This window comes from Flagellimonas oceani (assembly GCF_011068285.1).
Taxonomy (GTDB): domain Bacteria; phylum Bacteroidota; class Bacteroidia; order Flavobacteriales; family Flavobacteriaceae; genus Flagellimonas; species Flagellimonas oceani.
This window is the reverse complement of record NZ_CP049616.1, coordinates 1,759,734-1,783,750: the sequence shown is the minus strand read 5'-3', so window position 1 is coordinate 1,783,750 and position 24,017 is coordinate 1,759,734. Positions and strand designations below refer to the sequence as shown.

Sequence of the window (24,017 nt, the reverse complement as noted above, 5' to 3'; positions counted from 1 at the left end):
TTAGTTTACGTGATTGGCCAAGTAATCGGAAACACCGGCTCTGTCCGCATTCATGGCTTGTTTTCCTTCTTCCCAGTTGGCCGGGCAAACCTCACCTTTTTCCTGCACGTGGGTGTAGGCATCTACCAAACGCAAAAATTCCTTTACGTTTCTTCCCAACGGCATGTGGTTGATGCTCTCATGGAATACGGTTCCTTCTTCATCGATCAAGTACGTAGCTCTGTAGGTTACATTGTCGCCTTCCATTACAACAGAGTTGGTTTCTTCATTGAAGTCCTCTTTCATGATGTCCAAGATGCCCAGGGCACTTGCCAAGTTTCTATTGCTGTCAGAAACGATAGGGTAGGTCACCCCTTCGATTCCACCGTTGTCCTTTTCGGTGTTCAACCATGCAAAATGCACTTCGGCAGTATCACAAGAAGCTCCGATAACAATGGTATTTCTCTTTTCAAACTCACTAAGGTTTTGTTGAAAGGCAAAAAGCTCGGTCGGACAGACAAAAGTGAAGTCTTTTGGGTACCAGAACAACAATACTTTCTTGTTTTCTGCTTTGGCTTTCTCTAAAATGTTGATTTTGAACGTATCGCCCAATTCGTCGATGGCGTTTACTTCAATGTTTGGAAATTTTCTTCCTACTAAAGTCATTTATTGGATGTTTTTTAAATTTTTCAGAAGCAAAAATAAGGTGGATTTATGGCTTTTTTCAACTTGAAAATTAGTATTTCTTATGGTCGGATAGCACGTGACTATGCCGCAAAAAAGCACTGTCAATATTGATGTTCTGATAAAATTGAGCATCAAATTTTGACATCTTCCCAAAGAAATGGCCGCAATGAAAAAAGTAGGATTAAAATTTATTCGGCCGGACTTGTAGCAAGCTGTTTGATTTTGATTCTGAACGCCGCAAACAACAAGGTCATAATGGGGCTCAACCAATTAAAAATGGCGTACAAAAAGTATTCGCCGACGCCGACGCCCAAAACGCTACTGTGATAAGCACCACAAGTGTTCCAAGGCACCAATACAGAAGTTACCGTTCCCGAATCTTCCAAGGTCCTACTCAAATTTTCAGGGGCAAGTCCTCGTTCCCTATAAGCTTTGGAGAACATTTTTCCGGGTACCACAATGGCCAAATACTGGTCGGACGCTGTAACGTTCAATGCCAAACAGCTCCCAACGGTACTGGCAAACAATCCAAACGTGGTCTTGGCCAATTTTAGAAGGGATTCCGTGATACGTTCCAAAGCCCCGATACCGTCCATGATGCCTCCGAATACCATGGCACAGACAATCAACCAAATAGTGCCGAGCATGCCCGACATTCCTCCGGAAGAGAACAAATCGTTCAAGGCCGGATCGTTTGTCGCTATTTCGGTATCAACGGTAATGGCGTTTAAAATGCCCTTGTAACCGGTTTCAAAATTTAATGCGGTACCTCCGCCAATGTTGGCAACAATGTCCGGTTGAAAAATGATCGCAAACACACCGCCCAATAAAGTTCCGGCCAAAAGGGCCATCAACGGCGGGGCTTTTTTAAGGATCAATCCGATGACCACCAAAGGAACAATGAACAACCAACCATTTATATTAAAGGTGGTCCCAATATTGGTAAGGAGCGAACTTGTGTCCGCCACTCCGGAGGTATCGATCGTAAAACCAAGAATAATAAAAACAATCAAGGTCACCACAACGGTCGGTACCGTGGTGTAGGTCATATAACGAATGTGCGAGAACAAATCTCCACCGGCCATGGCAGGGGCCAAGTTGGTGGTGTCGCTCAATGGCGACATTTTATCCCCGAAGTAAGCTCCGGAAAGCACGGCGCCGGCCGTCATTCCCAACGAGATGCCCAAAGCTTCCCCGATTCCTATCAAGGCAATGCCCACGGTCGCGGCAGTGGTCCAGCTACTTCCCGTAGCAATGGAAATAATGGCACAGATCACCACACAGGCCGCCAAAAATATGGTTGGATTCAAAATTTGAAGTCCGTAATAAATCATTGCCGGAATAATTCCGCTTACCAGCCATGTTCCGGATAACGCGCCCACCATTAAAAGGATGAGCAGCGCTCCTGTGGTAGACCGAACATTTTCTGCGACCTCATCGATCATTTGGTCGTAGGACACCTTATTGAATATACCTACGATGGCCGCTACCGCACCGCCCATTAAGAGGATAAACTGGTTGGAGCCGCTCAGGGCATCATCCCCAAAAACAAAAACATTGTAGGCGAGCATGGCCACAAGGGCAAACACGGGTATCAATGCTTCCCATATGCTCAATTCCTTGTTTTTTACAATATGTTCGTCTTCCCTAAATTTTGGATTCTCCTCTGTGTTCGGCATCTGGTCTGAGTTTGTTAAGAGGTAATATTACGATTTTGCACCTTGTTGTGCAAACCCCATTAGTCGACTTAATTAGACCAAACTTGCATCGGGCGATAGAATACCCAACTTTTCCATACAACCGCGCATGGTAACATAGGTCTTTCGGATGTCGTTGTCCAGACCAATGGAAAAACGGATAAGTCCCTGGGAAAGACCGAGTTCCTTTTGTTCTTCTTCGGGTATTTCGGAAGAGGTGGAAGTTCCCGAAGCACTGAAAAGGGTCTTGTAAAACCCAAGGCTCACGGCCAAATATCCCAGCTTTTCGGTCTGCATTGATTCCATCAACGCATTGGCACGCTCCACCGAGCCCACATCGAGGGTCAGCATGCCTCCAAAACCGTATTCATGGTTCATTTGGGATTTCATCAACTGGTGTCCCGAATGACTTTCCAACCCGGGATAGACCACTTTTAAGCCGTCTTTTTCAAACTGTTCGGCCAGGTAATGGGCATTTTCACTATGCTTTTTGATACGGATGTGAAGCGTGCGCATATTCTTCAAAATGGAAGCGGCACGAAGGCTGTCCAACGTACTGCCCAAAAGCATTCCCGCTCCGCTGTTCACATCCTTCAAACTCAAACAAAAATCCGTGGAGGCGCACACAGCGCCGGCAACGCAATCACTGGTGCCGTTGATGAACTTGGTAAGACTGTGCACTACAATATCGGCCCCCAGCTTTGCTGCATTTATGGACAACGGAGAAAACGTATTGTCCACTACCAACGGCATATTGTTTTTCTTGGCGATTTTGGATAGCGAAGGGATATCGGCAATTTCCAATAACGGGTTGCTGACGGCTTCGCAGTAAATCATTTTGGTTTTGGGTGTAATGGATTGCTTCACCGTTTCCAAGTCGGTGATGTCCACAAAGGAGACCTCAATATTGAATTTTTTTACAAAATTTTTCAGGAAAGCATAGGTTCCACCGTAAATGGTTCGGCTACACACGATATGGTCGCCCGAATCGCACAATTGGAGTATGACCGCGGTTATCGCGCCCATGCCACTGGCGTACACATTGGCGGATTCGGTTCCTTCCAGTTGCGCCATGGCCTCGCCCAAATACAGGTTGGAAGGGGAGGAGTGGCGGCTGTACAGGTAGCACCCTTCGGTATTGCCCTCGAAGGTATCGAACATGGTTTTTGCCGATAGAAATGTGTAGGTCGATGAATCTGATATGGAAGGGTTTACACCTCCGAATTCACCAAAATATTGAAGGTCCTGTATGTGTTCCGATGCTTTGTAGTCCATAATGTGCTGTTTTTAGTAAAATTAGGAATTGATAGACCCAAAATCAATAGATGTATTAAAATGAAGATGATTGGTCGGAATAGCTATAAAAATTAGGAAATTGTTCCGTAAAATTGGAATTTAGCGGTTCATCATAGAAAAATAGTCGGTATGAAACTGGATAATGTGGACATTGAATTGATCAGGCTGCTGCAAAAGGACAGTAAAAAGACCACCAAACAATATGCGGATGCTTTGCATTTGTCCAAGACCGCCGTTTACGAGCGCATTCGCCGACTGGAACGCAACGGGGTGATCACCCAGTACACCGCCTTGGTGGACAAGGTGAAGGTGGGCCGTGATTTTATGGTACTTTGCCAAATACGGTTGGTGCAGCACACCAAGGAAAATGTGATAAAGTTCGAGCGCGAGGTACTGCAGCTTAAGGAAGTATCCGAGTGTTTTCATGTGGGTGGGGACTACGACTATATCCTTAAAATCTTCGTAAAGGACATGAAGAGCTATCGTGAATTTATGCTCACCAAACTTACCGCCATCGCCAATATCGGCAACACGCAAAGCTCTTTTGTGATCAACGAGGTCAAGAACAGCCCTTCGGTTCATATTTAGTTTTTTTAGGAGTCGGAAGTTGGAAGTCGGAAGTACGAAGTCAGAGGTCAGTTGGCAGTGAGTAGTTGGCAGTTAACAGTTGGCAGTTAACAGTTAACAATGAACAATCAACGGTTACCAATTGTCAGTTCAAGAACCTTTCACCTTTAACCCTTTACCCTTCACCCAAATAACCGAATAACCGAATAACCAAATAACCGAATAACCAAATCATCCAAGCATCCACCCTTCGACTACGCTCAGGGTCCGCTCTTCCAACAATCCAACAATCGAGTAATCCCTTTACCCTTCGCCCATCAACCAATAACCATTAACCAATAACCAAATAACCAAATAACCGAATAACCGAATAACCAAACACCCCCATCAACCCAAACCCCTCATCCGTCAACTCAAATGGGGCATACGTCAATTGGTGGTCCAAAACCTCGGCAGAACTCCCGAATTTGCCCAAATGTTTAATAATAAAAATCTAAAAAATGATGAAAAAGATTCTTTTTTCAGTGTTGGCCGTGGCCCTGTTGTGGTCCTGCGGTAAAGATGACGGCCCGGACACCCCGCCGAAAGATGGGAACAGTGTTCCGGTAATAGCCGCGCAGGACTTTAGTGCTGCCGAAACCATTTCCGATACAGAAGTGATCGGCACGGTAAAGGCCTCCGATGAGGACGGGGACACGCTCACCTTTACCATTGAAGCAAACAGCGACGACCTGTTCGAGATTACCGCCTCCGGCGAATTGAGCCTTGCGAGCGGAAAGACCTTGGATGCAGCGGCCAAGGAGCAGCACAACATTACCGTTAAGGTGGACGACGGGGAGGACACGGCAAGTGCCACGATCACCATTAAAGTGACCACTGTTGCCCCGACCAACGAAGCCCCCGAAATGGCCGACCAAGAGTTTGTGGCAGCGGAGGACATTGCCGATACCGACGTGATCGGCCAAGTGGTGGCCACAGATGTCAATGAAGATGACCTTACCTTTGCCATGGTGACCAACGACAACGACCTGTTTATGCTCTCCGAAAGCGGTATTTTGACCTTGGCAGAAGGAAAAACCCTGGACTACGAGACCGCCACCTCGCACAGCATTACCGTAAGCGTAACCGATGGCGAAAAAACCGCCGAGGCCACCGTGACCATTACCGTGGAGAACGTAATCGAAAGTATGGCCGAAGATCCCGACTCTTTTATTACAACATGGGAGGTATCCGATATTGATAATAATCATTTATTATTACCTACTAACGATTTATACAGTTATGATTTTACTGTAGATTGGGGCGATGGCACCGTGGAGGATTACACGGACAATGATAATCCTGAACATTTTTATGAAAATGCCGGTGTTTATACTGTTGCAATAAAGGGAGAATTTCCTTCGATTAAAGTGACCATAGCGAATCGGGATAAGTTGTTAAGTGTAGATCGATGGGGCAATATTGCTTGGCAAACTTTTAGGTCAGCCTTTGAAAATACACCCAAGTTGGAGTTTAATACTTCCGATACACCTCATCTTTCCAATGTTGTCGATATGTCTCTAATGTTTAAAGGATCTAATTTTAATGGGGACATCAGCGATTGGGAAGTCGGTAATGTTACCAATATGAATTATATGTTTTTGGAGGCCTCCAACTTTGACCAAGATTTAGGTGGTTGGAATATTGAAAATGTAGAGAATATGTCAAATATGTTTGATAACAGTGGTATGTCCAAAGAAAGCCTAAATGCCACTTTGATCGGTTGGAGCAATTATGTGGATGAAAACAATGCTCCCAAAAATGTAACAATCGGAATACATGGCATGGCCATTTGTGGGGAAGCTTTAATGGAGGCTATGATCAATCTTGCTGAGGTCCATGTTTGGAACTTTACAGGAAACTTTGAAGTCTTTGAAACTTGTGATTGATTCCCCTAAACAATAAATCCGTTTTTCAATTATAAATAGTTGAACAGACCGGGAGGGCCACGTGCTTTTCCGGTTTTGTTTTTTTGGGGTTAGATGTGAGATTTGAGTAGTGAGTAGTCAGTAAGCAGTATGCAGTTGGCAGTTTACAGTGAGCAGTGGGCAGTGGGCAGTGGGCAGTGAGCAGTGGGCAGTTAACAATAACAAATAACCGAATCATCGAACAATCCAACCGTCTAAACATCCAATAATCCCTTTTACCCTTCACCCTTCGCCCATCAACCATCAACCATCAACAAATAACCATTAACCAATAACAAATAACCGAACCATCCAACAATCCACCCTTCGACTCCGCTCAGGGTCCGACGCTCAATAAGTGAAAATTCGTGGAATTCGAGTCAATTTCAAATAACCGAATAACCAAATAACCAAATAACCAAATAATCAAGAGCCAGGACATAGGACATAGGACGACAATTAACAATCAACAGTTACCAATTATCAGTTCGAGAACCTTTTAACCATTAACCAATAACTGAATAACCAAATAACAGAATCATCCACCCTTCGACTACGCTCAGGGTCCGCTCTTCCAACAATCCAACAATCGAGTAATCCCTTTACCCTTCAACCATCAACAAATAACCATTAACCAAATAACCGAATAACCGAATAACAGAATCATCCATCAGCCAAGTAAGCCCAAACAATCCAACAGAATAGATTGGTACTGTCCCGAAAAACATTTGTATTTTTACACTTGTTTTACAAGAACACAGTTTTTTAGCAATTATCCTTACAAACAATACCATATGAATCAATATGATGTAGCCGTCATCGGCTCTGGACCAGGAGGCTATGTGGCGGCCATTCGATGTGCCCAATTGGGAATGAAAACCGCAATAATAGAAAAATATGCCACGCTCGGCGGAACTTGCCTTAACGTAGGCTGTATCCCCTCCAAAGCGCTTTTGGACTCTTCGCACCACTACGAGGATGCGGTAAAGCACTTCGAGGAGCACGGTATCGAGATCCCGGGCGACGTAAAAGTGAACTTGGAGCAGATGATCGCCCGTAAACAGGGCGTTGTGGACCAGACCACCAAGGGCATCGAATTTTTGATGGACAAGAACAAAATAGATGTGTACCATGGTGTCGGTAGCTTTAAGGATGCCACGCACATCAACATCGCAAAAGAGGACGGCGAAGAGACGATCGAAGCCAAAAACACCATTATTGCCACGGGGTCCAAACCATCATCCTTGCCATTTATCGAAATTGACAAGGAGCGCGTGATCACTTCCACGGAGGCATTGAAGCTGAAGGAAATCCCGAAGCATTTGATCGTTATCGGTGGTGGTGTCATCGGGTTGGAACTGGGCCAAGTGTACAAACGCTTGGGCGCCGATGTAACCGTGGTGGAGTTTATGGACCGCATTATCCCGGGAATGGACGGTGCATTGTCCAAAGAGTTGACCAAGGTGATGAAAAAACAAAAGGTAAAGTTCAACCTGTCCCATAAAGTTAAATCCGTGGAACGCAAAGGTGATGAGGTAATCGTGAAGGCAGACGACAAAAAAGGCGAGGAAGTCACCATTAAAGGGGACTACTGCTTGGTGAGCGTTGGCCGTAAACCCTACACCGATGGATTGAACGCCGATGCTGCCGGTGTAAAACTGGACGACAGGGGCCGAGTAGAGGTAAACGAACATCTACAGACCAATGTTTCCAACATTTACGCCATTGGCGATGTGGTGAAAGGCGCCATGTTGGCCCACAAGGCCGAGGAAGAAGGAACCATGGTCGCTGAGATCTTGGCGGGCCAAAAACCGCATATCGATTACAATTTGATTCCCGGTGTAGTGTACACATGGCCAGAAGTTGCCGCTGTGGGCAAAACCGAGGAACAATTGAAGGAAGAGGGCGTGGAATACAAATCAGGTCAGTTTCCCATGCGCGCGTTGGGCCGTGCCCGTGCCAGTATGGACATTGATGGTTTTGTAAAGATCCTTGCCGATAAAAATACCGATGAGGTGCTGGGCATCCATATGATCGGGGCACGTTGCGCCGATTTGATCGCCGAAGGCGTCACCGCAATGGAGTTCAGGGCATCTGCCGAGGATATTTCCCGAATGAGCCATGCGCACCCTACCTATGCCGAAGCCGTTAAGGAAGCTGCCTTGGCCGCAACGGACGATAGGGCCTTGCACGTTTAGGTAGAAAAGGAACAGTTGTCGGTTATACGTTTTGATGAAAATTTGTCATTTCGGGTGTTTTTTGACCTTGGTGTCAAAAAATGTATCGAGAAAGAATTTTTGGAATATCAAGTTGCATTCTTGACGAGAGCTACTTTTTCCTTCGGAAAACTCAAACCGACGGTTCCTGAAATACCATCAAAACAACATAATTAAAGTATAGAAAAGCGTTCAGTCGAAGGATTGGATGCTTTTTTAGCTTCTAACGGTACGCAACAAACGTCTAAGGAAAAGTCGAACCCGAATGAACATCTCTCGGAGTACGGGAATGGAAATTTCCCTTAATTCAATGAGCTGCAACCTTGCATAAGAAATGCCCGAAGCTATCTGTGCTCTGACATCTGCTTCGTATTTGTTGTATTGTAGCGACAACCAAGTACAAGCTACCATAAACGCCAAAGCGCCCGGAATTGCGATCTCCGGGGAAAGCGAGTGGTTAAAGAAGCGGTATAGGCCCAATCCGGTAAAACTGCCATAAAGGATAACAAAGTGGATCACATAGATGGAAAGCGTACTTGCGCCGATTTTTAAAACGGTTTTGTTCGTCAATAACTGACGGAGTACCATAAATACGGCAAATACCACGAACACATTGCCCAAACGGATAAAGAGATAATTATTGGCAAGGAGCAGTTTAAGAAAATGCAATCCGGTGTTTTCGTAAACCAATTCAAAGAAATTCGAAGATTGATAAACCAACAGATAGCCAACTGCCAAGGCTATGGAAATGGCAGCGGGGTACAAATACCTATAATTTTTGAATTTAGCGAACAACACGGATATAAACGCACCAATGGTCGTATAACCAAACCAAGGTACAATGGTGAATACGGAGCCGTTGGCCTTTGTGAAGTAATTGGCCAAAAAGTCGGGCAAAAACGCAAAGGACCAATCTTTGTAGACCCTTTCAAAAAGGAAAAGCACCAAAGTAATGGCAACAAGAACGGTAGGGAACACATAGCTTTTCTTTTTGGCGGTCAGCACGTATACACCGATAAGGCCCAATATGGACAGCCCAATGCAGTGTAGCACATCCACCAAATAGAAAGAACCGTAAATTTCCCCCTTGAACAGACCACCAAGGTTCATCCGTAGTAAATACCCGATCAGCAGTAGCTGTAAACCGCGCCGGATTCCTTTGGAAACCCTCGGGTTTTCCATTCCGTTCTGGGGAACGCGAATCAATAAATAGGTGAAAATAAAGCCGGAAACGGTAAAGAACACGGGGGCTGTTATTCCCCTAAAATATAACCAAATGTTATAGGCCGTGTTGCTGGTGTCCCTAAAAATCGGGTCCAACAAACCATCGATAAAATGCCCTTGCAGCATCATCAGAATGGCCCATGCCCGCATGGCATCAATAAAAAATAACCTGTTGTTTTTGGCTGTCATTCAATTAAAATTCACCCTCTATATACTTGTTTTGCAGTCACTTTGGACGTTACGGATGTCAAAAATATACAAAATAGTCGCATCTCTGTGCCAATTGCGGTATTTTAGCGAAACAATCAACGAATTTTTACAATGGCTGCACTTTTGGCATTAGCAGGGAGCAATTCTTCAACTTCTATTAATTATAAATTGATAAAACATACAGCTTCACTGGTCAAAGACCATGATATTGAGTTGTTGAACATGGCAGAGCACCCTTTTCCCCTGTTTAGCGCGGACCTTGAAAAAGCGGAGGGGTACTCGGATGCCTTGGTGGATTTCAAAGCTAAAATCAACAGAGCAGAGGGACTAATGCTGTCCGTAAACGAACATAACGGAAACCCCTCAGCATATTTTAAAAATGTACTGGATTGGCTATCCCGTTTGGACCGGAATTTTTTGGAAGGCACCAAAATTTTTTTGATGTCCACATCGGGGGGCAAGCGTGGAGGGAAAGGCTCGTTTACCGTTATCGAAAATATGCTGCCCAGATTTGGCGGAGAAATAACAGCGGGGTTTTCGTTGCCATCGTTCTACGACAATTTTGATGATGAGGGCATTGTGGATGAAGCCTTACAAATGGAACACCGGAAGGCGCTGGATGCATTTTTGGATTCCTTAAATTCATAACTATTGCGGATTCATCGTTCCTTTCGGATAAACCCCCTTTTACAAAGTAAAGAGGCGCTGTTTTGGTGGGCCAAAAAGTTTGATATGGCCGTTTGGTTGGACAGCAATGCCCACCAAGACCACTATTCCACTTTTGAAGCAGGTTTAGCGGTTGGGGCGTGCCGTACATTGTATACCGCCGATGCGCTCAACACCTTTTTGGAGAACGAAAATGATTGGTTGTTCGGTTATTTATCCTATGATGTAAAGAACGAGTTGGAGGATTTGACCTCGAATAATTTTGATGGTCTCGATTTTCCGGCATTACAGTTCTTTCAGCCGCAAAAAATTATTATTGTTGATGGCGGACAACTCCACTTTAAGTATTTGGAGGATGTGGCCAATGAAATTGATGGTGATTTAGCGGAAATCCGTAATTTTTCACCGCAAGAAACGTCGCCCAAACCCAATGAACCCATCAAAATAAAGATGCGGATTCATAAAGATGCCTATTTTGAGAAGGCCCGTCGTTTTTTGGAGCATATTCACCGGGGGGATATTTACGAGGCCAATTTTTGTCAGGAGTTTTATGCAGAGGATGTGGCCGTAGACCCATGGGAAACCTATCAAAAACTGAATGGTATTTCCGAACCACCGTTTGCCGCATTTGCAAAACTCAGTGATAAGTACCTAATGTGCGCCTCCCCGGAACGATACATCAAAAAAATGGGCCAAAAGGTAATTTCGCAGCCCATAAAAGGCACTGCAAGACGGGGCATGGACGAGCGGGAAGACGAAAAAATCAAGCAGGAGTTGGCCCAAGATAAAAAAGAGCGTTCCGAAAATATTATGATCACCGATTTGGTCCGTAACGATTTGTCCAAAAGTGCGATACGTGGGTCGGTACAGGTGGAGGAACTTTGCAAACCGCACACTTTTAAGCAAGTACATCAATTGATCTCGACCATAGTTTCAAAAGTTCCAACGAATAAAAGCCCATTGGAATTGATCAAGGATACCTTCCCGATGGGGAGTATGACCGGTGCACCGAAAATTTCCGCGATGAAGATCATCGAGGAACTGGAGGAGACCAAGCGGGGTCTGTACAGCGGAGCCGTAGGTTATTTTGCGCCCAATGGCGATTTTGACTTTAATGTGGTCATTCGAAGTATTTTGTACAATGCCAGCAAAAAATATGTTTCTTTTTCTGTGGGCAGTGCCATCACCTCAAAATCCGATCCCGAAAAAGAGTATCAAGAATGTCTGCTCAAAGCAAAAGCAATGCGAACGGTTTTGGAGGAAAGGGAAGCGCAGGGGAGGTAACAGGACCGTTACGCTTTTGGACAAAAGGACGGACTTCAAGGTGCTATCAAATATCTAGCTCAAACCCAAATGTCGATAGAACAACAACAAAATAACCTGTAACCGAATAACGACGTCGGGACAAGGGTTTATTCGTAAATTCGCAGCATGGTCCAAAAATTCAATAACCATATTGTAACCGACTTGCCATTTCTCAAAGAGAAGAAACTTTTGGTGGCCTGTAGTGGAGGACTTGATAGTGTTGTTTTGGTCCATTTATGTGCTGCCTTGGATTTTGATTTTACCCTGGCACATTGCAATTTTTCGTTGCGAGGTGCGGAAAGTGACGGGGATGAGGAATTCGTAAGGCAATTGGCATCCAAATTAGGGGTTGAATGTTTTGTTGAGCAATTTGACACTGGACACTATGCCGAAACACAGCGTTTGTCGGTACAGATGGCAGCACGGGAGCTGCGTTACCAATGGTTTGACGAACTGCTGCAATCCAAAAGGTTGGATTATATTTTAACGGCCCACCATGCGGACGACAGTTTGGAGACTTTTCTTATCAATCTATCCCGTGGAACAGGGATTGAAGGGCTCTTGGGCATCCCTGAAGTGAATGGAACCATTGTTCGGCCGTTGTTGCCTTTTTCCAGGAAAGAGATTCTGGCGTTTGCGGAGTCGGAGGGGATTGAATGGCGGGAAGATGGCAGCAATGCGAGCACTGCATACCTTCGCAACAAGATTCGTCATGAGGTGGTTCCGCATCTAAAAGAACTCCATCCAGCTTTTCTTCAAAATTTTCAAAATACGCAACACTTTTTGGGACAGACCAACGATTTGGTCATCAATCATTTAAAAGAATTGAAGCAGAAAATGTTCCGGCATGAAAAAGGTGTCGTAAAAATTCAAATTTCCGAACTGGAAAAGTTGCAGCCCTTGGATGCTTATTTGTACGGATTGTTGAGCGAATATGGTTTTACGGAATGGAACGATGTAAAAAGTCTGTTGGGCGCCATGAGCGGCAAGCAGTTGATTTCCAAAACGCACAGACTGTTGAAGGATAGGGATTGTCTAATGTTGTCCAAAATTGAAATCAAGGCAAATACGTCCTATGCCGTCCATTTAAACGAAACCACGTCCGATTTACCCATTAAGTTAAAGTTGGAAGAGTGGAAAACACTGGGTGAGACGGCTGAAAATGTCGTATTTTTGGATAAGGAAAAGTTAAACTTTCCCTTGGTGTTAAGGAATTGGAAAAAAGGCGACTATTTTTATCCTTTTGGGATGCGGGGCAAAAAAAAGTTGTCCAAATTTTTCAAGGATGAAAAGATGGACCTCATTTCAAAAGAAAAGCAATGGTTGCTCTGTTCGGACGAAGAAATTGTCTGGGTATTGGGCAAACGGGCGGACGAACGATTCAAAGTTGAGGAATCAACTCAAGAAATAGTTAAGATTACATGGCATACATAAGATTATTGGTACTTTTTTTAGGATTGTTTTTTATCAACCTGACAGCGTTTGCACAAACCGATGAGAATCCCGCCGTTTGGAGCCATGAGGTGAATAAATTGTCCGATACCGAATACGAACTGGTGTTCAAGGCCAAAATTATGGATGGGTGGCACATCTACTCACAATACACGGACGAAGGCGGTTCCTTGCCCAGTGAGTTCACTTTTGAGAAGGCCGGAGAGCATTACGAGCTTGTAGGTAAGACAGAGGAAAGTGAAACGATCATAGAATACAGTGATATTTTTGAGGTTGATGAAACCTTTTTTAAGGAAGAGGCCATTTTCACCCAAAAAATCAAATTGTTGGACCCGGAGGTCAACCAAATATCCGTAAACCTGTTTTACCAGATATGCAAGGAGGTTTGTTTGCCCGTTGATGAATATTTTCAAATTTCGTTGGATGGAAGCGGATTTGTCGCCGAAGAGACAGCTTTGGATGAACGCAGCGTGGCATTGGGCGAATCGCTGAAGGTGGATTTAAAGAACAAAAACCTCCTGAATCAAAACGGGGTTACCGATTCCGAAGGAAAATCCAACCTATGGGTGATTTTCGGTTTAGGTTTTATCGGCGGATTGATTGCCTTGTTGACCCCTTGCGTGTTCCCCATGATTCCGCTGACGGTCTCTTTTTTTACCAAACAAACAAAAAATAAGTCCAAAGGTATAGCCAACGCCATATTGTACGGTTTCTTTATCGTGCTGATTTATTTCTTGCTGAGCTTACCGTTCCATTTGTTCAATTCGGTGGACTCGCAGATATTGAACACCATCGCAACCAATATTTGGTTGAATGTGTTCTTCTTTATCATTTTTGTATTCTTTGCCTTTTCGTTTTTTGGGTATTATGAATTGACGTTGCCCAGCTCTTGGGCCAATAAAATGGATTCCGCCTCGTCCAAAGTAGGAGGGGGGCTCGGTATCTTTTTTATGGCATTGACCCTCGCCATCGTTTCGTTTTCCTGTACAGGCCCCATTTTGGGCGGGCTTTTGGGGAGTACAACATTGGCCGAAGGGAATGTGGCCACCAACTTAACCTCCGGAATGGTAGGTTTTGGTTTGGCATTGGCCCTTCCGTTTGCGTTGTTTGCCATGTTTCCGGCCTGGTTAAATTCGTTGCCAAAGTCTGGCGGCTGGATGACAACCGTAAAAGTGGTGCTTGGATTTTTGGAACTGGCCTTGGCCTTCAAATTCCTGTCAAATGCCGATTTGGTAGGCAACTGGGGCATCTTTAAACGGGAGATATTCGTCGGCATCTGGGTAGTGCTGTTCGTTTTGATGACACTTTACCTCTTTGGAATTTTCAGGTTTCCGCACGATGGGCCCAAAAAGAAACTTTCATCGACCCGCAAGGCAATAGGTTTGGTCAGTTTTGCCTTTACCGTTTACTTGGTGCTAGGCCTGTTTAACATTACACAGTTGAAGTTGTTGAGTGGATTTCCCCCACCAAGTTTTTACAGTGTTGTGGAAACAGAAAGCGATTGTCCGTTAGGCTTGGATTGTTACAAGGATTTTGAAGAAGGCGTGGCATACGCACAAAAGGTCAACAAGCCCATTCTGCTCGATTTTACGGGCTGGGCCTGTGTGAATTGTAGAAAAATGGAGGAAAATGTGTGGAGCGATTCCAACATCTATCCCATTTTGAAGGAAGATTATGTGTTGATTTCATTGTATGTAGATGATAGAAAGGAACTTCCAGAATCAGAAAAATTTGATTTTAAATACGACTCGGGTCGGGTAAAACCAATTGAGACCATTGGTCAAAAATGGGGAACGTTCCAGACCATCAATTTCAATGCGGCATCGCAGCCATATTATGTCTTGCTCTCCCCAAATTTGGAGATTTTAAATGAAGCGGTACAATATGTTGATGTTGAGACTTATGAGAAATGGTTAAGGTCGGGCTTGGAAAAACACCATCTTTCCATGAACAAATAGTTGAGATTTGTCAACATATTTTTTAAGTCATCTAAGAAATTAATTATACCTTAGAGTATTAATCGACTTAACCCATCTTCGTGAAAAAGTACAAAAAGATTCTTCTTGTTCTTGCAGGATTGCTTCTACTTGTAATTATTGGCATTGCTATATTTATAAATACCTTAAAACCGGATTATAGCGGTGAAAAAAAACTGGCCGGTATTTCCAATGAGGTGACCACTTATTTTGACTCCTACGGAATTCCGCATATTTATGCCCAAAACGAGGCAGATGCTTTGCGGGCATTGGGATATGTGCACGCACAGGACAGGTTATGGCAGATGGAATTGTTGCGTAGAGTGGCCAAAGGTCGACTTTCTGAGGTTTTTGGAAAGGATATGATCGGCACGGATAAGTTTTTTCTGTCCCTCGGTATTGCCGACCACACAAAAGAAACTGTTGCCGCTCTTGATGCCGATAGTGAAACCATTTTGATGGCCCAAGCCTACCTGGATGGCATCAATGAATTTATAGCACAAGGTCCCACCCCCATAGAGTTCTATCTGACTGGGATTGATAAGGAACCTTTCACCATTGAAGATGTGTACAATGCCGTTGGTTATATGGCCTTCAGTTTTGCCATGGCGCACAAAACAGACCCTTTGTTGACCAGTATGCGAAACAAACTGGGCGAGGAATATATGCGCGACTTGACGGTTGATTCAGATACAACCACCGTCTGGATAAAAAATTATAAAGGCGAAGTAACCGACACTTTGGGAACCAATATTACGGCAAGTGTAACGGAGGCCCTTGGCAAACTGCCCATTCCCCAATTTGAGGGGAGCAATAGCTGGGTGGTTGCCCCACAAAAAACAAAAAATGGCAAGGTGATTTTTGCCAACGACCCCCATATTGGGTTTGCACAGCCCTCCGTATGGTATGAGGCCCATATAAGCACCCCTACCTACGAAAAGTATGGATATCATTTGGCGGGAGTTCCCTTCCCTTTATTGGGGCACGATAGAAATCTGGCCTACGGACTCACCATGTTCGAGAATGACGATATCGACTTTTATTACGAGCAGACCCATCCGTCCGACAGCACAAAATACCGAGTGGCCGAAGGCTGGAAGGACTATAAATTCGTAAACAAGACCATTAAGGTAAAAGATGGCGAAGATGTTTCCTTTACTTACAAAAAAACACACCATGGACCGGTACTGAACAACATTGCGGACCAAATATCCGGCGAGCGGCCCGTTGCCATGTCTTGGATCTATACCAAGCCCAAGAACAAGGTGATACATGCCCTGTATGGGTTGAGTCATGCCACCAACATGGAAGAGTTTAAAAACGCTTTGCCCAATATTCATGCGCCAGGGCTCAATGTTATGTATGGCGATGCCCAAGGAAACGTGGCCTGGTGGGCGACGGCCAAACTTTATCAAATGCCCGATAGTTTGTCCACCAAGTTTATTTTGGACGGTACATCAGGTAAAGAAGAACCCTTACGTTATCTGGACTTTTCGGAAAACCCAATGGCCGAAAACCCACCATGGAACTATGTATATTCTGCCAATAATCAACCCGATTCCATTGCAGGAATGCTATACCCCGGCTATTATTTGCCAGAAAACCGTGCAAAACGAATTGTACAGTTATTGGATGCCAAAAATAATTGGGACAAGGAATCCATCTCTGAAATGATTTTGGATGTAACCTCTCCAGTGAACACGGAGGTGGTCACCGAATTGATCAAACTGTTCGATGTTTCAAGTTTGAATGAAGAGCAACTGGTGCTATTGGATTCCCTAAAAAATTGGGATGGAAAATACACCTTAAAAAGCACAAGTCCGGTGCTTTACCATAGAACATTGTATTTTATGGTGAAGAATACCATGGAGGATGAATTGGGTCCCGAGATGTTCAAACAATTTCTGTCCACACATTTGTTCAAAAGGCAGATTGATTGGGGGGCACGGATCAAAGATTCAAAATGGTGGGATAATATAAACACCCCTGATGTTGTGGAAACCAGACAGGATATTGTAATGATGTCATTTTCCCAAACTTGGGAATCATTGGTAAAGGACTTTGGTGAAGACACAAAAGAATGGACCTGGGACAAAGTGCATACCTTGGAGCATGGACACCCCTTTGGGCAAGTGGCATCCTTGAGAAAGTACTTCAACGTGGGACCATTCCCGGTGGAGGGCACCCGTGAGGTGATAAACAATCTGGCCTTTCCTTATGATAGTACAGGTTTTTACAAAGTAAGCTCCGGACCATCGACCCGTAGAATCATCGATTTTTCCGATGTGGAGAACAGCATCAGTATTTTGCCTACCGGGCAGTCCGGTAATCCCCTGAGCAAACATTACGATGATCAGGCACAGATGTATGTCAACGGGGAGTTCCGTAAAATGATGATGAACAAGCAGGAAATTGAGGAAACTGCGGAGTCTGTTTTGATCTTCCGTTAATCCAAACGGGGCATTCGTCAATTCAAATTGGGGTATCCGTCAAACCATTGATTTTTTTGATTGGAGATTGGCTATTTTCTCAGCCTTTTTCAATTAAAAAGTTGATATGCTCATAAAAGTTCACGGAAGTGCCGTTTTTGGGATTGAAGCGACAACCATTGTTGTGGAGGTCAATATAGATAAAGGAATCGGATATCATTTGGTAGGTTTGCCCGATAATGCCATCAAGGAAAGCAATTTTAGGATAGCTGCCGCCCTGCAGAACAACGGGTACCGAATTCCAGGAAAAAAGATCACCATCAACATGGCACCGGCCGACCTAAGAAAGGAAGGCTCCGCCTACGACCTTACTTTGGCCATTGGTATTTTGGCCGCATCCGACCAGATTCGGTCAGAAAACATTCAGAAATACCTGATCATGGGCGAGCTTTCCCTTGACGGAAGCGTACAGCCCATTAAAGGCGCCCTCCCCATCGCCATAAAGGCACAGGAGGAAGGTTTCGAGGGGTTTATCCTGCCCAAAGAAAACGCCAAAGAAGCCGCCGTGGTTAATGGATTAAAAGTTTATGGAGTGGAAAATATCAAGGAGGTCATTGATTTTTTTGATGAGAATGCACCGCTCCAACAAACGGAAATTGACACACGGCGGGAATTTTATGATCATTTACATTTACCCGAATTTGATTTTTCCGATGTAAAGGGGCAGGAAAGTATAAAACGCTGTATGGAAATTGCCGCGGCGGGCGGACACAACATTATTCTGATTGGCCCGCCCGGGGCCGGAAAGACCATGTTGGCCAAACGTTTACCATCCATTTTGCCACCGATGACGCTTCACGAAGCGTTGGAAACCACCAAAATCCACAGTGTGGTAGGCAAGGTCAAGAATAAGGGGCTGATGAGCCAACGGCCATTCCGCAATCCCCATCATACCATAAGTTCCGCAGCCTTGGTGGGCGGTGGGAGCTATCCCCAACCCGGGGAAATATCGTTATCGCACAATGGCGTATTGTTCTTGGACGAACTTCCCGAATTTGAACGAAGGGTGCTGGAAGTGATGCGCCAACCCATGGAAGATAGGGAAGTGACCATCGCCCGTGCACAATTTACAGTGACCTACCCCAGCAGTTTTATGCTGGTGGCCAGTATGAACCCGAGTCCCGGCGGTTATTTTAACGACCCCGATGCCCCGGTCACCTCATCACCAGCCGAAATGCAACGGTATCTGGGGAAAATATCCGGACCATTGTTGGACAGGATCGATATTCATATTGAAGTGACGCCTGTACCTTTTGATAAACTATCGGAAGAGCGAAAAGGGGAAAGCAGTGTAGTGATCAGAAAAAGAGTAGAAGCGGCACGTCAATTACAGACCAGCAGATTTGAAAACGTTGATGGCATTCATTACAATGCCCAAATGGGGACCAAACATATCAGGGAATTCTGCAAACTCAACGAATCCTCCAAAAATCTATTGAAAGAAGCCATGCAACGGCTCAATCTGTCCGCAAGGGCATACGATAGAATTTTGAAGGTCTCCCGAACCATTGCCGATTTGGATGGTGTTGAAAAAATATCAGAGATGCATATATCCGAAGCTATTCAATACCGAAGCTTAGATCGCGAGGGGTGGTTGGGTTGAAAATAACAGAAAAAAGGGTTTAAGTGACTGTTATTGAGTAAATTCACAATAAAACCAACATAATCGACGAAATATGCAACTAATTCGTTAAAAGTTGCTTAACGTTCTGCATCAAAGCATCTTATGGCGTAATTTTGCGCGATTTTAGAAAACATAGGACATGCAGTTTGTGGAGTTGAACCCGGTGGGCAATTTTGACCCTTGGGAGCAGGAGAAAATTGATGAGTTGCTACATCAGGAGATTAAAGAGTCGTTAAGCAACAGATTGGTATTTGAAGATGACAGTATAAAACTCTGGGACCTTCGTCTACTTCCCGGGGAACGGTTGAATTTTAGGAGGCACAATACCAATTATGGTTGGGTCTGCACTACTGGAGGCTTGCTGATCACCAGGTACGGTAACGGCAAAATAGACATGGTAAAACTTAATCAGGGTGATACCGAGTATTTTGAAAACAGGGGCAAGGACTACATCAACGATTTGGAAAACATAGGTGAGGATATGGTGGTCATCAATATCTTGGAATACAAGCACACCAAAAAAGAGAACAGCCTATCGTTCTGTAATTAAATCGCCTTGATATTGGCCTTTAGCCCTGAGATGATACCTAGAATATTTTCTACGGTTTCATCCAAATAATATTTAATGGCCAAATGCGGAATCCTGATGGTCGTGAAGCCATTTTTAAAGGAATGCATGGCATCTTCAAGGTCGTTTATCGCCTGCTCATGGGTAATCATGTTATAATTTTGGTCAATCTCAATATTGAGCTTTACCCGTGAAATCGCAATATCTACGGATTTTTTTCCATCCCACCATTCCAACATGGGATGTACACCTGCGTCCTTTAGTGCATAGAAAAGGTGAATGGCCTCGATTGGGGTGTCGTTATCGAGAATTACCTTTTTGATGAGTTTTGCATGTCGTTCGCAAAGCGTAACACCTAAAGATTCTTTTGATGCGATATATTGTCGGGGGCTAATGCTTTTGCCACAATCCTTACATGTCATAAGTTTTTTAAGGTTTAAGTCTAAGTATGATTTGGGACTATTATAACTTTGGGATTTTTGAAATAGTATAAAAATTCGATGTATAGCAACCCACTTTTAGACGAAATACACATTTTTGGACGAAATGCATGATTTGTCCATTTATACCTTTAAATTAATCCTCCTAAACCAACGAGCCAATGTTTAAAAAAATAGGCCCCGGCGTTCTTGTTGCGGCAGCTTTTGTGGGTCCCGGCACCATTACCATGTGCACACTTGCCGGAGCTCAATTTGGATATGCCCTTATATGGGCTTTGTTGGTTTCTATAATAGCCACTATGGTTTTACAGGCCATGGCGGGTAGAATAGGTTTGGTCACTCAAAGTGGACTGGTGGATGTGGTAAGAACGGAGCTGAGCACACCCTGGTTCAAAAACCTGGTGATTATAATTGTTCTTGGGGCCATCCTAATTGGTAATGCAGCCTATGAGGCAGGAAACATTGGTGGTGCGACTTTGGGACTCGAACAATTAGTGCCCCGGCAACAGTTGAGGCCTTTTTTGCCGGCAACTATAGGAATTGTCATCTTTTTGTTGCTATGGTTCAGTAGTTACAAGATTTTGGAGAAAATATTCATGGGACTCGTAGGTATTATGGGTGTCAGTTTTGTCATCTGCGCCGTCATCACCCAACCATCGATGATAGGGATATTGAAAGGTATGTTTGTTCCCAAACTGCCCGAAAACGGATTACTTACTTTAGTAGCTTTGGTGGGAACCACTGTGGTTCCCTATAACCTGTTCTTGCACGCCTCTTTGGTGAAGGAAAAATGGAACTCCACTAAGGATTTAAAAGCAGTGAACAGGGATACCATCATATCCATTGGATTGGGAGGATTGGTTTCCATGGCCATATTGATTACTGCTTCCGCTGCGCCCATATCGGAAATAAACAATGCCTTGGATATGGCGAAGGCCTTGGAGCCCTTGTTTGGCAAAATGGCGTTCCTGTTTATGGCAATCGGACTTTTGGCCGCAGGAATCACTTCGGCCATTACGGCACCATTGGCAGCGGCCTATGTGGCCAGCAGTTGTTTTGGCTGGGAAGGTGGGATGCAGAACAAAAAGTTTAAAATGGTCTGGGCCATTGTATTGCTATGCGGAGTGGTGTTCCTTTCTTTTGATATAAAACCTATCGAAGTGATTCAGTTTGCCCAAGTGGCCAATGGTATTTTGCTCCCGGTGATGGCTTCGCTATTATTATGGGTGGTGAACAAGAAATCGGTAATGGGTAACAACACGAACAGTCTTTTGCAGAATGTGGTCGGAATCGCTATTGTGGTATTTGCCATATTTCTTGGTACAAAAAGTATATTTAAGGTAATCGGATTGTTTTAATGAATCAGTTTAAGATAGATATCAATTGTGATGTAGGAGAAGGCGTGGGAAACGAAGCCGATATTTTTCCCTATATAAGCTCCTGCAACATTGCCTGTGGCGGCCACGCGGGTGATTTGGAAACCATGTTCAAGGTAGCTTCATTGGCTAAAAAGCATCAACTTAAGGTGGGTGCGCACCCATCATATCCCGATAAGGCCAATTTTGGCAGAGAGGTGATGAACATTTCAAACCAAGCATTAATACAGAGTATTGAACAGCAATTGACGGATTTTGATAAGGTTTTGAAAGACGAAGAAATCCCGTTGCATCATATCAAAGCACACGGGGCGCTGTACAATCAAACCGCAAAGGACGAGCATTTGGCAGCGGTATATTTGGAAGCCATTGTCGGTTACAAAGAGAAAGCCCTGCTATACGTCCCATTTGATTCTGTAGTTGCAAAAATGGCGAAGGAGCAAGGTTTTTTGGTTTGGTTCGAGGCCTTTGCAGACAGAAATTACAATTCCGACCTATCGCTCGTCTCCAGAAAAGATGAAAATGCGCTAATTGAAGACCCAGAAGCGGTATTGCAACATATTTTGCCCATCATCAAAAATGGCAGGGTCTGGACCGTGGAGCGTGAGTGGCGTAAAATCCAAGCAGATACCCTTTGTATTCATGGCGATACAGTTTCTGCCTTAAAAATATTAATGTATCTTTCTAAACAATTACCCCAAAATCAGGTGCACATACAAAAATGAAAAGTTACCCCATTAGCATCAAACCCTTTGGAGAACGAGCTGTTTTAGTAGAGTGGCCCGAAGAGGTGAGCGAATCCATTTTGGCTGACATCCTTGACTTTATGGACGCATTTAAAGAGCTGGAGATTCCAGGTTGGGAAATGTCGGTCGCCTATAATTCCTTGACGATGGTCTATAATCAAGATCATATCGATTTTGAGGAAACCAAAAATATGATTTTGGAATGTCAGGAGCAGCAAGCAAAATCCAAGACCGAACGGATTCAGCATTTATGGACATTGCCCGTGTGTTACGACCTTGAATTTGGAATGGACATTGAAGAAGCGGCCAAAACATTGGGTATTTCTGTGGAAGAGCTTATCCAGCAGCACACCTCACATCAATATGTGGTGTACGGCATCGGGTTTTTGCCCGGATTTATGTATTTGGGCGGACTTCCATCAACTTTGGAAATTCCACGCAGGGCAGAACCCCGATTAAAAGTGCAGAAAGGTTCCGTAGGCTTGGCCAGTAAGCAAACCGGCATTTATCCGCAGGATTCCCCCGGGGGATGGAACATTATCGGCAATTGCCCCGTTGATTTATTCAACCCCATGAAGGACGAGCCTTGTTTTGTGAAAGTAGGGGATAAGATACAGTTTGAGCGCATCTCCAAAGCAGAGTATAAACTCCATAAGATTGAAGGCGAAGTAGGTATTTACGAACCCGAAAAAGTTGTACTGAATGCTTAAAGTGTTGAAACCAGGCCTTTTTTCGAGTATCCAGGACCTTGGTAGGTTCGGACATCGCGACATTGGTGTGCCCATTGCCGGCGCCATGGATGTGGAATCGGTGAAAAAGGCAAACCTTTTGCTGGAAAACGATGAGAACGATGCCGTTTTGGAAATGACGATGACGGGCCCCACGCTTCAATTTGATACCGACACTTATATTTGTTTGTCCGGTGCGCATATTGTTGCCACATTGAACAACGAGCCGATTGATAATTACGCGGTGATTAAGGTGGAAAAGGGCGATATTTTGTCGTATGGGCGACTGGAGAAAGGCTTTAGGGGGTATTTGGCCGTAAAAGGCGGTTTTCAATCAAATAAGGTACTTGATAGCCGTTCCCAATTTTATCCGGTAACCAAATCGGCACGACTTAAAGACGGGGATGAAATTCCGTATAAAGAGACCAAGAACTACAAACCCAAAATTTCTGAAGTAAAAATTGAGGAACATTTTGAGCAGAACGTTTTAAAGGTTTATAAAGGGCCGGAGTTTTCTTTATTGTCCGATGGGCAGCTCACGGAAATCTTTGCAAAGCCTTACACGGTATCCAAAGAAAACAATCGAATGGCCTACCAACTTTCCGAACTGATAACGGGGCACTCACATTCCATGTTGACCTCTGGGACTTTACCAGGCACGATTCAACTTACCCCGGCAGGCCGTATGATCATTTTAATGAAAGACGGCCAAACCACAGGTGGCTATCCTCGCATATTGCAATTGAGCGAGGAATCCATTTCGGTGCTTGCGCAGAAAAAGTATGGGGATGAGTTGAAGTTTAAATTGGTTTGATGAAAAAAGCG

At 44.4% G+C, this 24,017-nt stretch carries 19 protein-coding genes; 14 read left to right on the top strand and 5 right to left on the bottom strand.

The window, feature by feature from the left end:
• The 3 genes from GVT53_RS08270 to GVT53_RS08260 form a co-directional block, all read right to left on the bottom strand.
• Entirely contained in the window at positions 1 to 645 is a 645-nt protein-coding gene (locus GVT53_RS08270) for a peroxiredoxin (RefSeq protein WP_166248210.1), read from the bottom strand.
• 209 nt (positions 646 to 854) lie between these two features.
• Positions 855 to 2,345 (bottom strand): Na+/H+ antiporter NhaC, encoded by a 1,491-nt coding sequence (nhaC, locus tag GVT53_RS08265; RefSeq protein WP_166248209.1) that lies wholly within the window; start codon positions 2,343 to 2,345, stop codon positions 855 to 857.
• Positions 2,346 to 2,417: 72 nt separating this feature from the next.
• On the bottom strand, positions 2,418 to 3,638 hold the full coding sequence (locus GVT53_RS08260) for an aminotransferase class I/II-fold pyridoxal phosphate-dependent enzyme (RefSeq protein ID WP_166248208.1): 1,221 nt from the start codon (positions 3,636 to 3,638) through the stop codon (positions 2,418 to 2,420).
• Positions 3,639 to 3,788: 150 nt separating this feature from the next.
• On the opposite strand from GVT53_RS08260, the gene GVT53_RS08255 reads away from it, so the two are divergent.
• From GVT53_RS08255 to lpdA, 3 genes are all read left to right on the top strand, one after another.
• The gene (locus GVT53_RS08255; RefSeq protein ID WP_166248207.1) at positions 3,789 to 4,247 is read left to right on the top strand and encodes an Lrp/AsnC family transcriptional regulator; all 459 of its coding nucleotides are present in this window, start codon (positions 3,789 to 3,791) and stop codon (positions 4,245 to 4,247) included.
• A gap of 479 nt (positions 4,248 to 4,726) precedes the next feature.
• Positions 4,727 to 6,154, top strand: a complete 1,428-nt coding sequence (locus GVT53_RS08250; RefSeq protein WP_166248206.1) for a BspA family leucine-rich repeat surface protein — start codon at positions 4,727 to 4,729, stop codon at positions 6,152 to 6,154.
• An 812-nt stretch (positions 6,155 to 6,966) separates the two neighbouring features.
• Positions 6,967 to 8,370: a dihydrolipoyl dehydrogenase gene (gene lpdA / locus GVT53_RS08245; RefSeq protein ID WP_166248205.1), complete on the top strand. Its 1,404-nt coding sequence runs from the start codon at positions 6,967 to 6,969 to the stop codon at positions 8,368 to 8,370.
• A 234-nt stretch (positions 8,371 to 8,604) separates the two neighbouring features.
• Here the strand turns inward: lpdA and GVT53_RS08240 are convergent, their stop codons facing one another.
• Positions 8,605 to 9,801: a heparan-alpha-glucosaminide N-acetyltransferase domain-containing protein gene (locus GVT53_RS08240; protein WP_166248204.1), complete on the bottom strand. Its 1,197-nt coding sequence runs from the start codon at positions 9,799 to 9,801 to the stop codon at positions 8,605 to 8,607.
• A 132-nt stretch (positions 9,802 to 9,933) separates the two neighbouring features.
• On the opposite strand from GVT53_RS08240, the gene GVT53_RS08235 reads away from it, so the two are divergent.
• The 7 genes from GVT53_RS08235 to GVT53_RS08205 all read left to right on the top strand — a co-directional run bounded on the left by GVT53_RS08235 (position 9,934) and on the right by GVT53_RS08205 (position 19,884).
• Positions 9,934 to 10,470, top strand: a complete 537-nt coding sequence (locus tag GVT53_RS08235) for an NADPH-dependent FMN reductase (RefSeq protein WP_166248203.1) — start codon at positions 9,934 to 9,936, stop codon at positions 10,468 to 10,470.
• A gap of 3 nt (positions 10,471 to 10,473) precedes the next feature.
• Positions 10,474 to 11,772 (top strand): anthranilate synthase component I family protein, encoded by a 1,299-nt coding sequence (locus GVT53_RS08230; RefSeq protein ID WP_258537647.1) that lies wholly within the window; start codon positions 10,474 to 10,476, stop codon positions 11,770 to 11,772.
• A 147-nt stretch (positions 11,773 to 11,919) separates the two neighbouring features.
• Complete coding sequence (gene tilS, locus GVT53_RS08225; protein ID WP_166248201.1) at positions 11,920 to 13,227, top strand: tRNA lysidine(34) synthetase TilS; 1,308 nt, start codon at positions 11,920 to 11,922, stop codon at positions 13,225 to 13,227.
• On the top strand, positions 13,215 to 15,203 hold the full coding sequence (locus GVT53_RS08220; protein WP_166248200.1) for a protein-disulfide reductase DsbD family protein: 1,989 nt from the start codon (positions 13,215 to 13,217) through the stop codon (positions 15,201 to 15,203). The genes tilS and GVT53_RS08220 overlap by 13 nt, the downstream gene beginning before the upstream one ends.
• An 80-nt stretch (positions 15,204 to 15,283) precedes the next feature.
• Positions 15,284 to 17,671, top strand: a complete 2,388-nt coding sequence (locus GVT53_RS08215) for a penicillin acylase family protein (RefSeq protein ID WP_166248199.1) — start codon at positions 15,284 to 15,286, stop codon at positions 17,669 to 17,671.
• A 106-nt stretch (positions 17,672 to 17,777) separates the two neighbouring features.
• Positions 17,778 to 19,313 carry a YifB family Mg chelatase-like AAA ATPase gene (locus tag GVT53_RS08210; RefSeq protein ID WP_166248198.1) on the top strand — a complete coding sequence of 512 codons (1,536 nt, stop codon included), beginning with the start codon at positions 17,778 to 17,780 and terminating at the stop codon, positions 19,311 to 19,313.
• 160 nt (positions 19,314 to 19,473) lie between these two features.
• On the top strand, positions 19,474 to 19,884 hold the full coding sequence (locus GVT53_RS08205; RefSeq protein WP_166248197.1) for a hypothetical protein: 411 nt from the start codon (positions 19,474 to 19,476) through the stop codon (positions 19,882 to 19,884).
• Here GVT53_RS08205 and GVT53_RS08200 read toward each other — a convergent pair.
• The gene (locus tag GVT53_RS08200) at positions 19,881 to 20,324 is read right to left on the bottom strand and encodes a hypothetical protein (protein WP_166248196.1); all 444 of its coding nucleotides are present in this window, start codon (positions 20,322 to 20,324) and stop codon (positions 19,881 to 19,883) included. The two genes, GVT53_RS08205 and GVT53_RS08200, sit on opposite strands and share 4 nt — an antisense overlap.
• Positions 20,325 to 20,503: 179 nt before the next feature.
• Between GVT53_RS08200 and GVT53_RS08195 the strand changes: the two genes are divergently transcribed.
• The 4 genes from GVT53_RS08195 to GVT53_RS08180 are packed head-to-tail and all read left to right on the top strand — an operon-like array spanning position 20,504 to position 24,006.
• Positions 20,504 to 21,700 carry an Nramp family divalent metal transporter gene (locus tag GVT53_RS08195; RefSeq protein WP_166248195.1) on the top strand — a complete coding sequence of 399 codons (1,197 nt, stop codon included), beginning with the start codon at positions 20,504 to 20,506 and terminating at the stop codon, positions 21,698 to 21,700.
• Positions 21,700 to 22,443: a 5-oxoprolinase subunit PxpA gene (pxpA, locus tag GVT53_RS08190; RefSeq protein ID WP_166248194.1), complete on the top strand. Its 744-nt coding sequence runs from the start codon at positions 21,700 to 21,702 to the stop codon at positions 22,441 to 22,443. Before GVT53_RS08195 ends, pxpA begins: the two co-directional genes overlap by 1 nt.
• Positions 22,440 to 23,174, top strand: coding sequence for a 5-oxoprolinase subunit PxpB (pxpB, locus tag GVT53_RS08185; RefSeq protein ID WP_166248193.1), 735 nt, complete (start codon positions 22,440 to 22,442; stop codon positions 23,172 to 23,174). The genes pxpA and pxpB overlap by 4 nt, the downstream gene beginning before the upstream one ends.
• Positions 23,167 to 24,006 carry a 5-oxoprolinase subunit C family protein gene (locus GVT53_RS08180; protein WP_166248192.1) on the top strand — a complete coding sequence of 280 codons (840 nt, stop codon included), beginning with the start codon at positions 23,167 to 23,169 and terminating at the stop codon, positions 24,004 to 24,006. Before pxpB ends, GVT53_RS08180 begins: the two co-directional genes overlap by 8 nt.
• Positions 24,007 to 24,017: the final 11 nt, after the last annotated feature.

What these genes read in the sequence shown, in the direction of transcription:
- GVT53_RS08180 (WP_166248192.1), top strand. Translation starts at nt 23,167, where the DNA reads ATGCTTAAAGTGTTGAAACCAGGCCTTTTTTCGAGTATCCAGGACCTT.
- nhaC (WP_166248209.1), bottom strand. Translation starts at nt 2,345, where the DNA reads ATGCCGAACACAGAGGAGAATCCAAAATTTAGGGAAGACGAACATATT.
- GVT53_RS08195 (WP_166248195.1), top strand. Translation starts at nt 20,504, where the DNA reads ATGTTTAAAAAAATAGGCCCCGGCGTTCTTGTTGCGGCAGCTTTTGTG.
- GVT53_RS08240 (WP_166248204.1), bottom strand. Translation starts at nt 9,801, where the DNA reads ATGACAGCCAAAAACAACAGGTTATTTTTTATTGATGCCATGCGGGCA.
- GVT53_RS08270 (WP_166248210.1), bottom strand. Translation starts at nt 645, where the DNA reads ATGACTTTAGTAGGAAGAAAATTTCCAAACATTGAAGTAAACGCCATC.
- GVT53_RS08210 (WP_166248198.1), top strand. Translation starts at nt 17,778, where the DNA reads ATGCTCATAAAAGTTCACGGAAGTGCCGTTTTTGGGATTGAAGCGACA.
- pxpB (WP_166248193.1), top strand. Translation starts at nt 22,440, where the DNA reads ATGAAAAGTTACCCCATTAGCATCAAACCCTTTGGAGAACGAGCTGTT.
- GVT53_RS08260 (WP_166248208.1), bottom strand. Translation starts at nt 3,638, where the DNA reads ATGGACTACAAAGCATCGGAACACATACAGGACCTTCAATATTTTGGT.
- GVT53_RS08250 (WP_166248206.1), top strand. Translation starts at nt 4,727, where the DNA reads ATGATGAAAAAGATTCTTTTTTCAGTGTTGGCCGTGGCCCTGTTGTGG.
- GVT53_RS08235 (WP_166248203.1), top strand. Translation starts at nt 9,934, where the DNA reads ATGGCTGCACTTTTGGCATTAGCAGGGAGCAATTCTTCAACTTCTATT.
- lpdA (WP_166248205.1), top strand. Translation starts at nt 6,967, where the DNA reads ATGAATCAATATGATGTAGCCGTCATCGGCTCTGGACCAGGAGGCTAT.
- pxpA (WP_166248194.1), top strand. Translation starts at nt 21,700, where the DNA reads ATGAATCAGTTTAAGATAGATATCAATTGTGATGTAGGAGAAGGCGTG.
- GVT53_RS08220 (WP_166248200.1), top strand. Translation starts at nt 13,215, where the DNA reads ATGGCATACATAAGATTATTGGTACTTTTTTTAGGATTGTTTTTTATC.
- GVT53_RS08255 (WP_166248207.1), top strand. Translation starts at nt 3,789, where the DNA reads ATGAAACTGGATAATGTGGACATTGAATTGATCAGGCTGCTGCAAAAG.
- tilS (WP_166248201.1), top strand. Translation starts at nt 11,920, where the DNA reads ATGGTCCAAAAATTCAATAACCATATTGTAACCGACTTGCCATTTCTC.
- GVT53_RS08200 (WP_166248196.1), bottom strand. Translation starts at nt 20,324, where the DNA reads ATGACATGTAAGGATTGTGGCAAAAGCATTAGCCCCCGACAATATATC.
- GVT53_RS08205 (WP_166248197.1), top strand. Translation starts at nt 19,474, where the DNA reads ATGCAGTTTGTGGAGTTGAACCCGGTGGGCAATTTTGACCCTTGGGAG.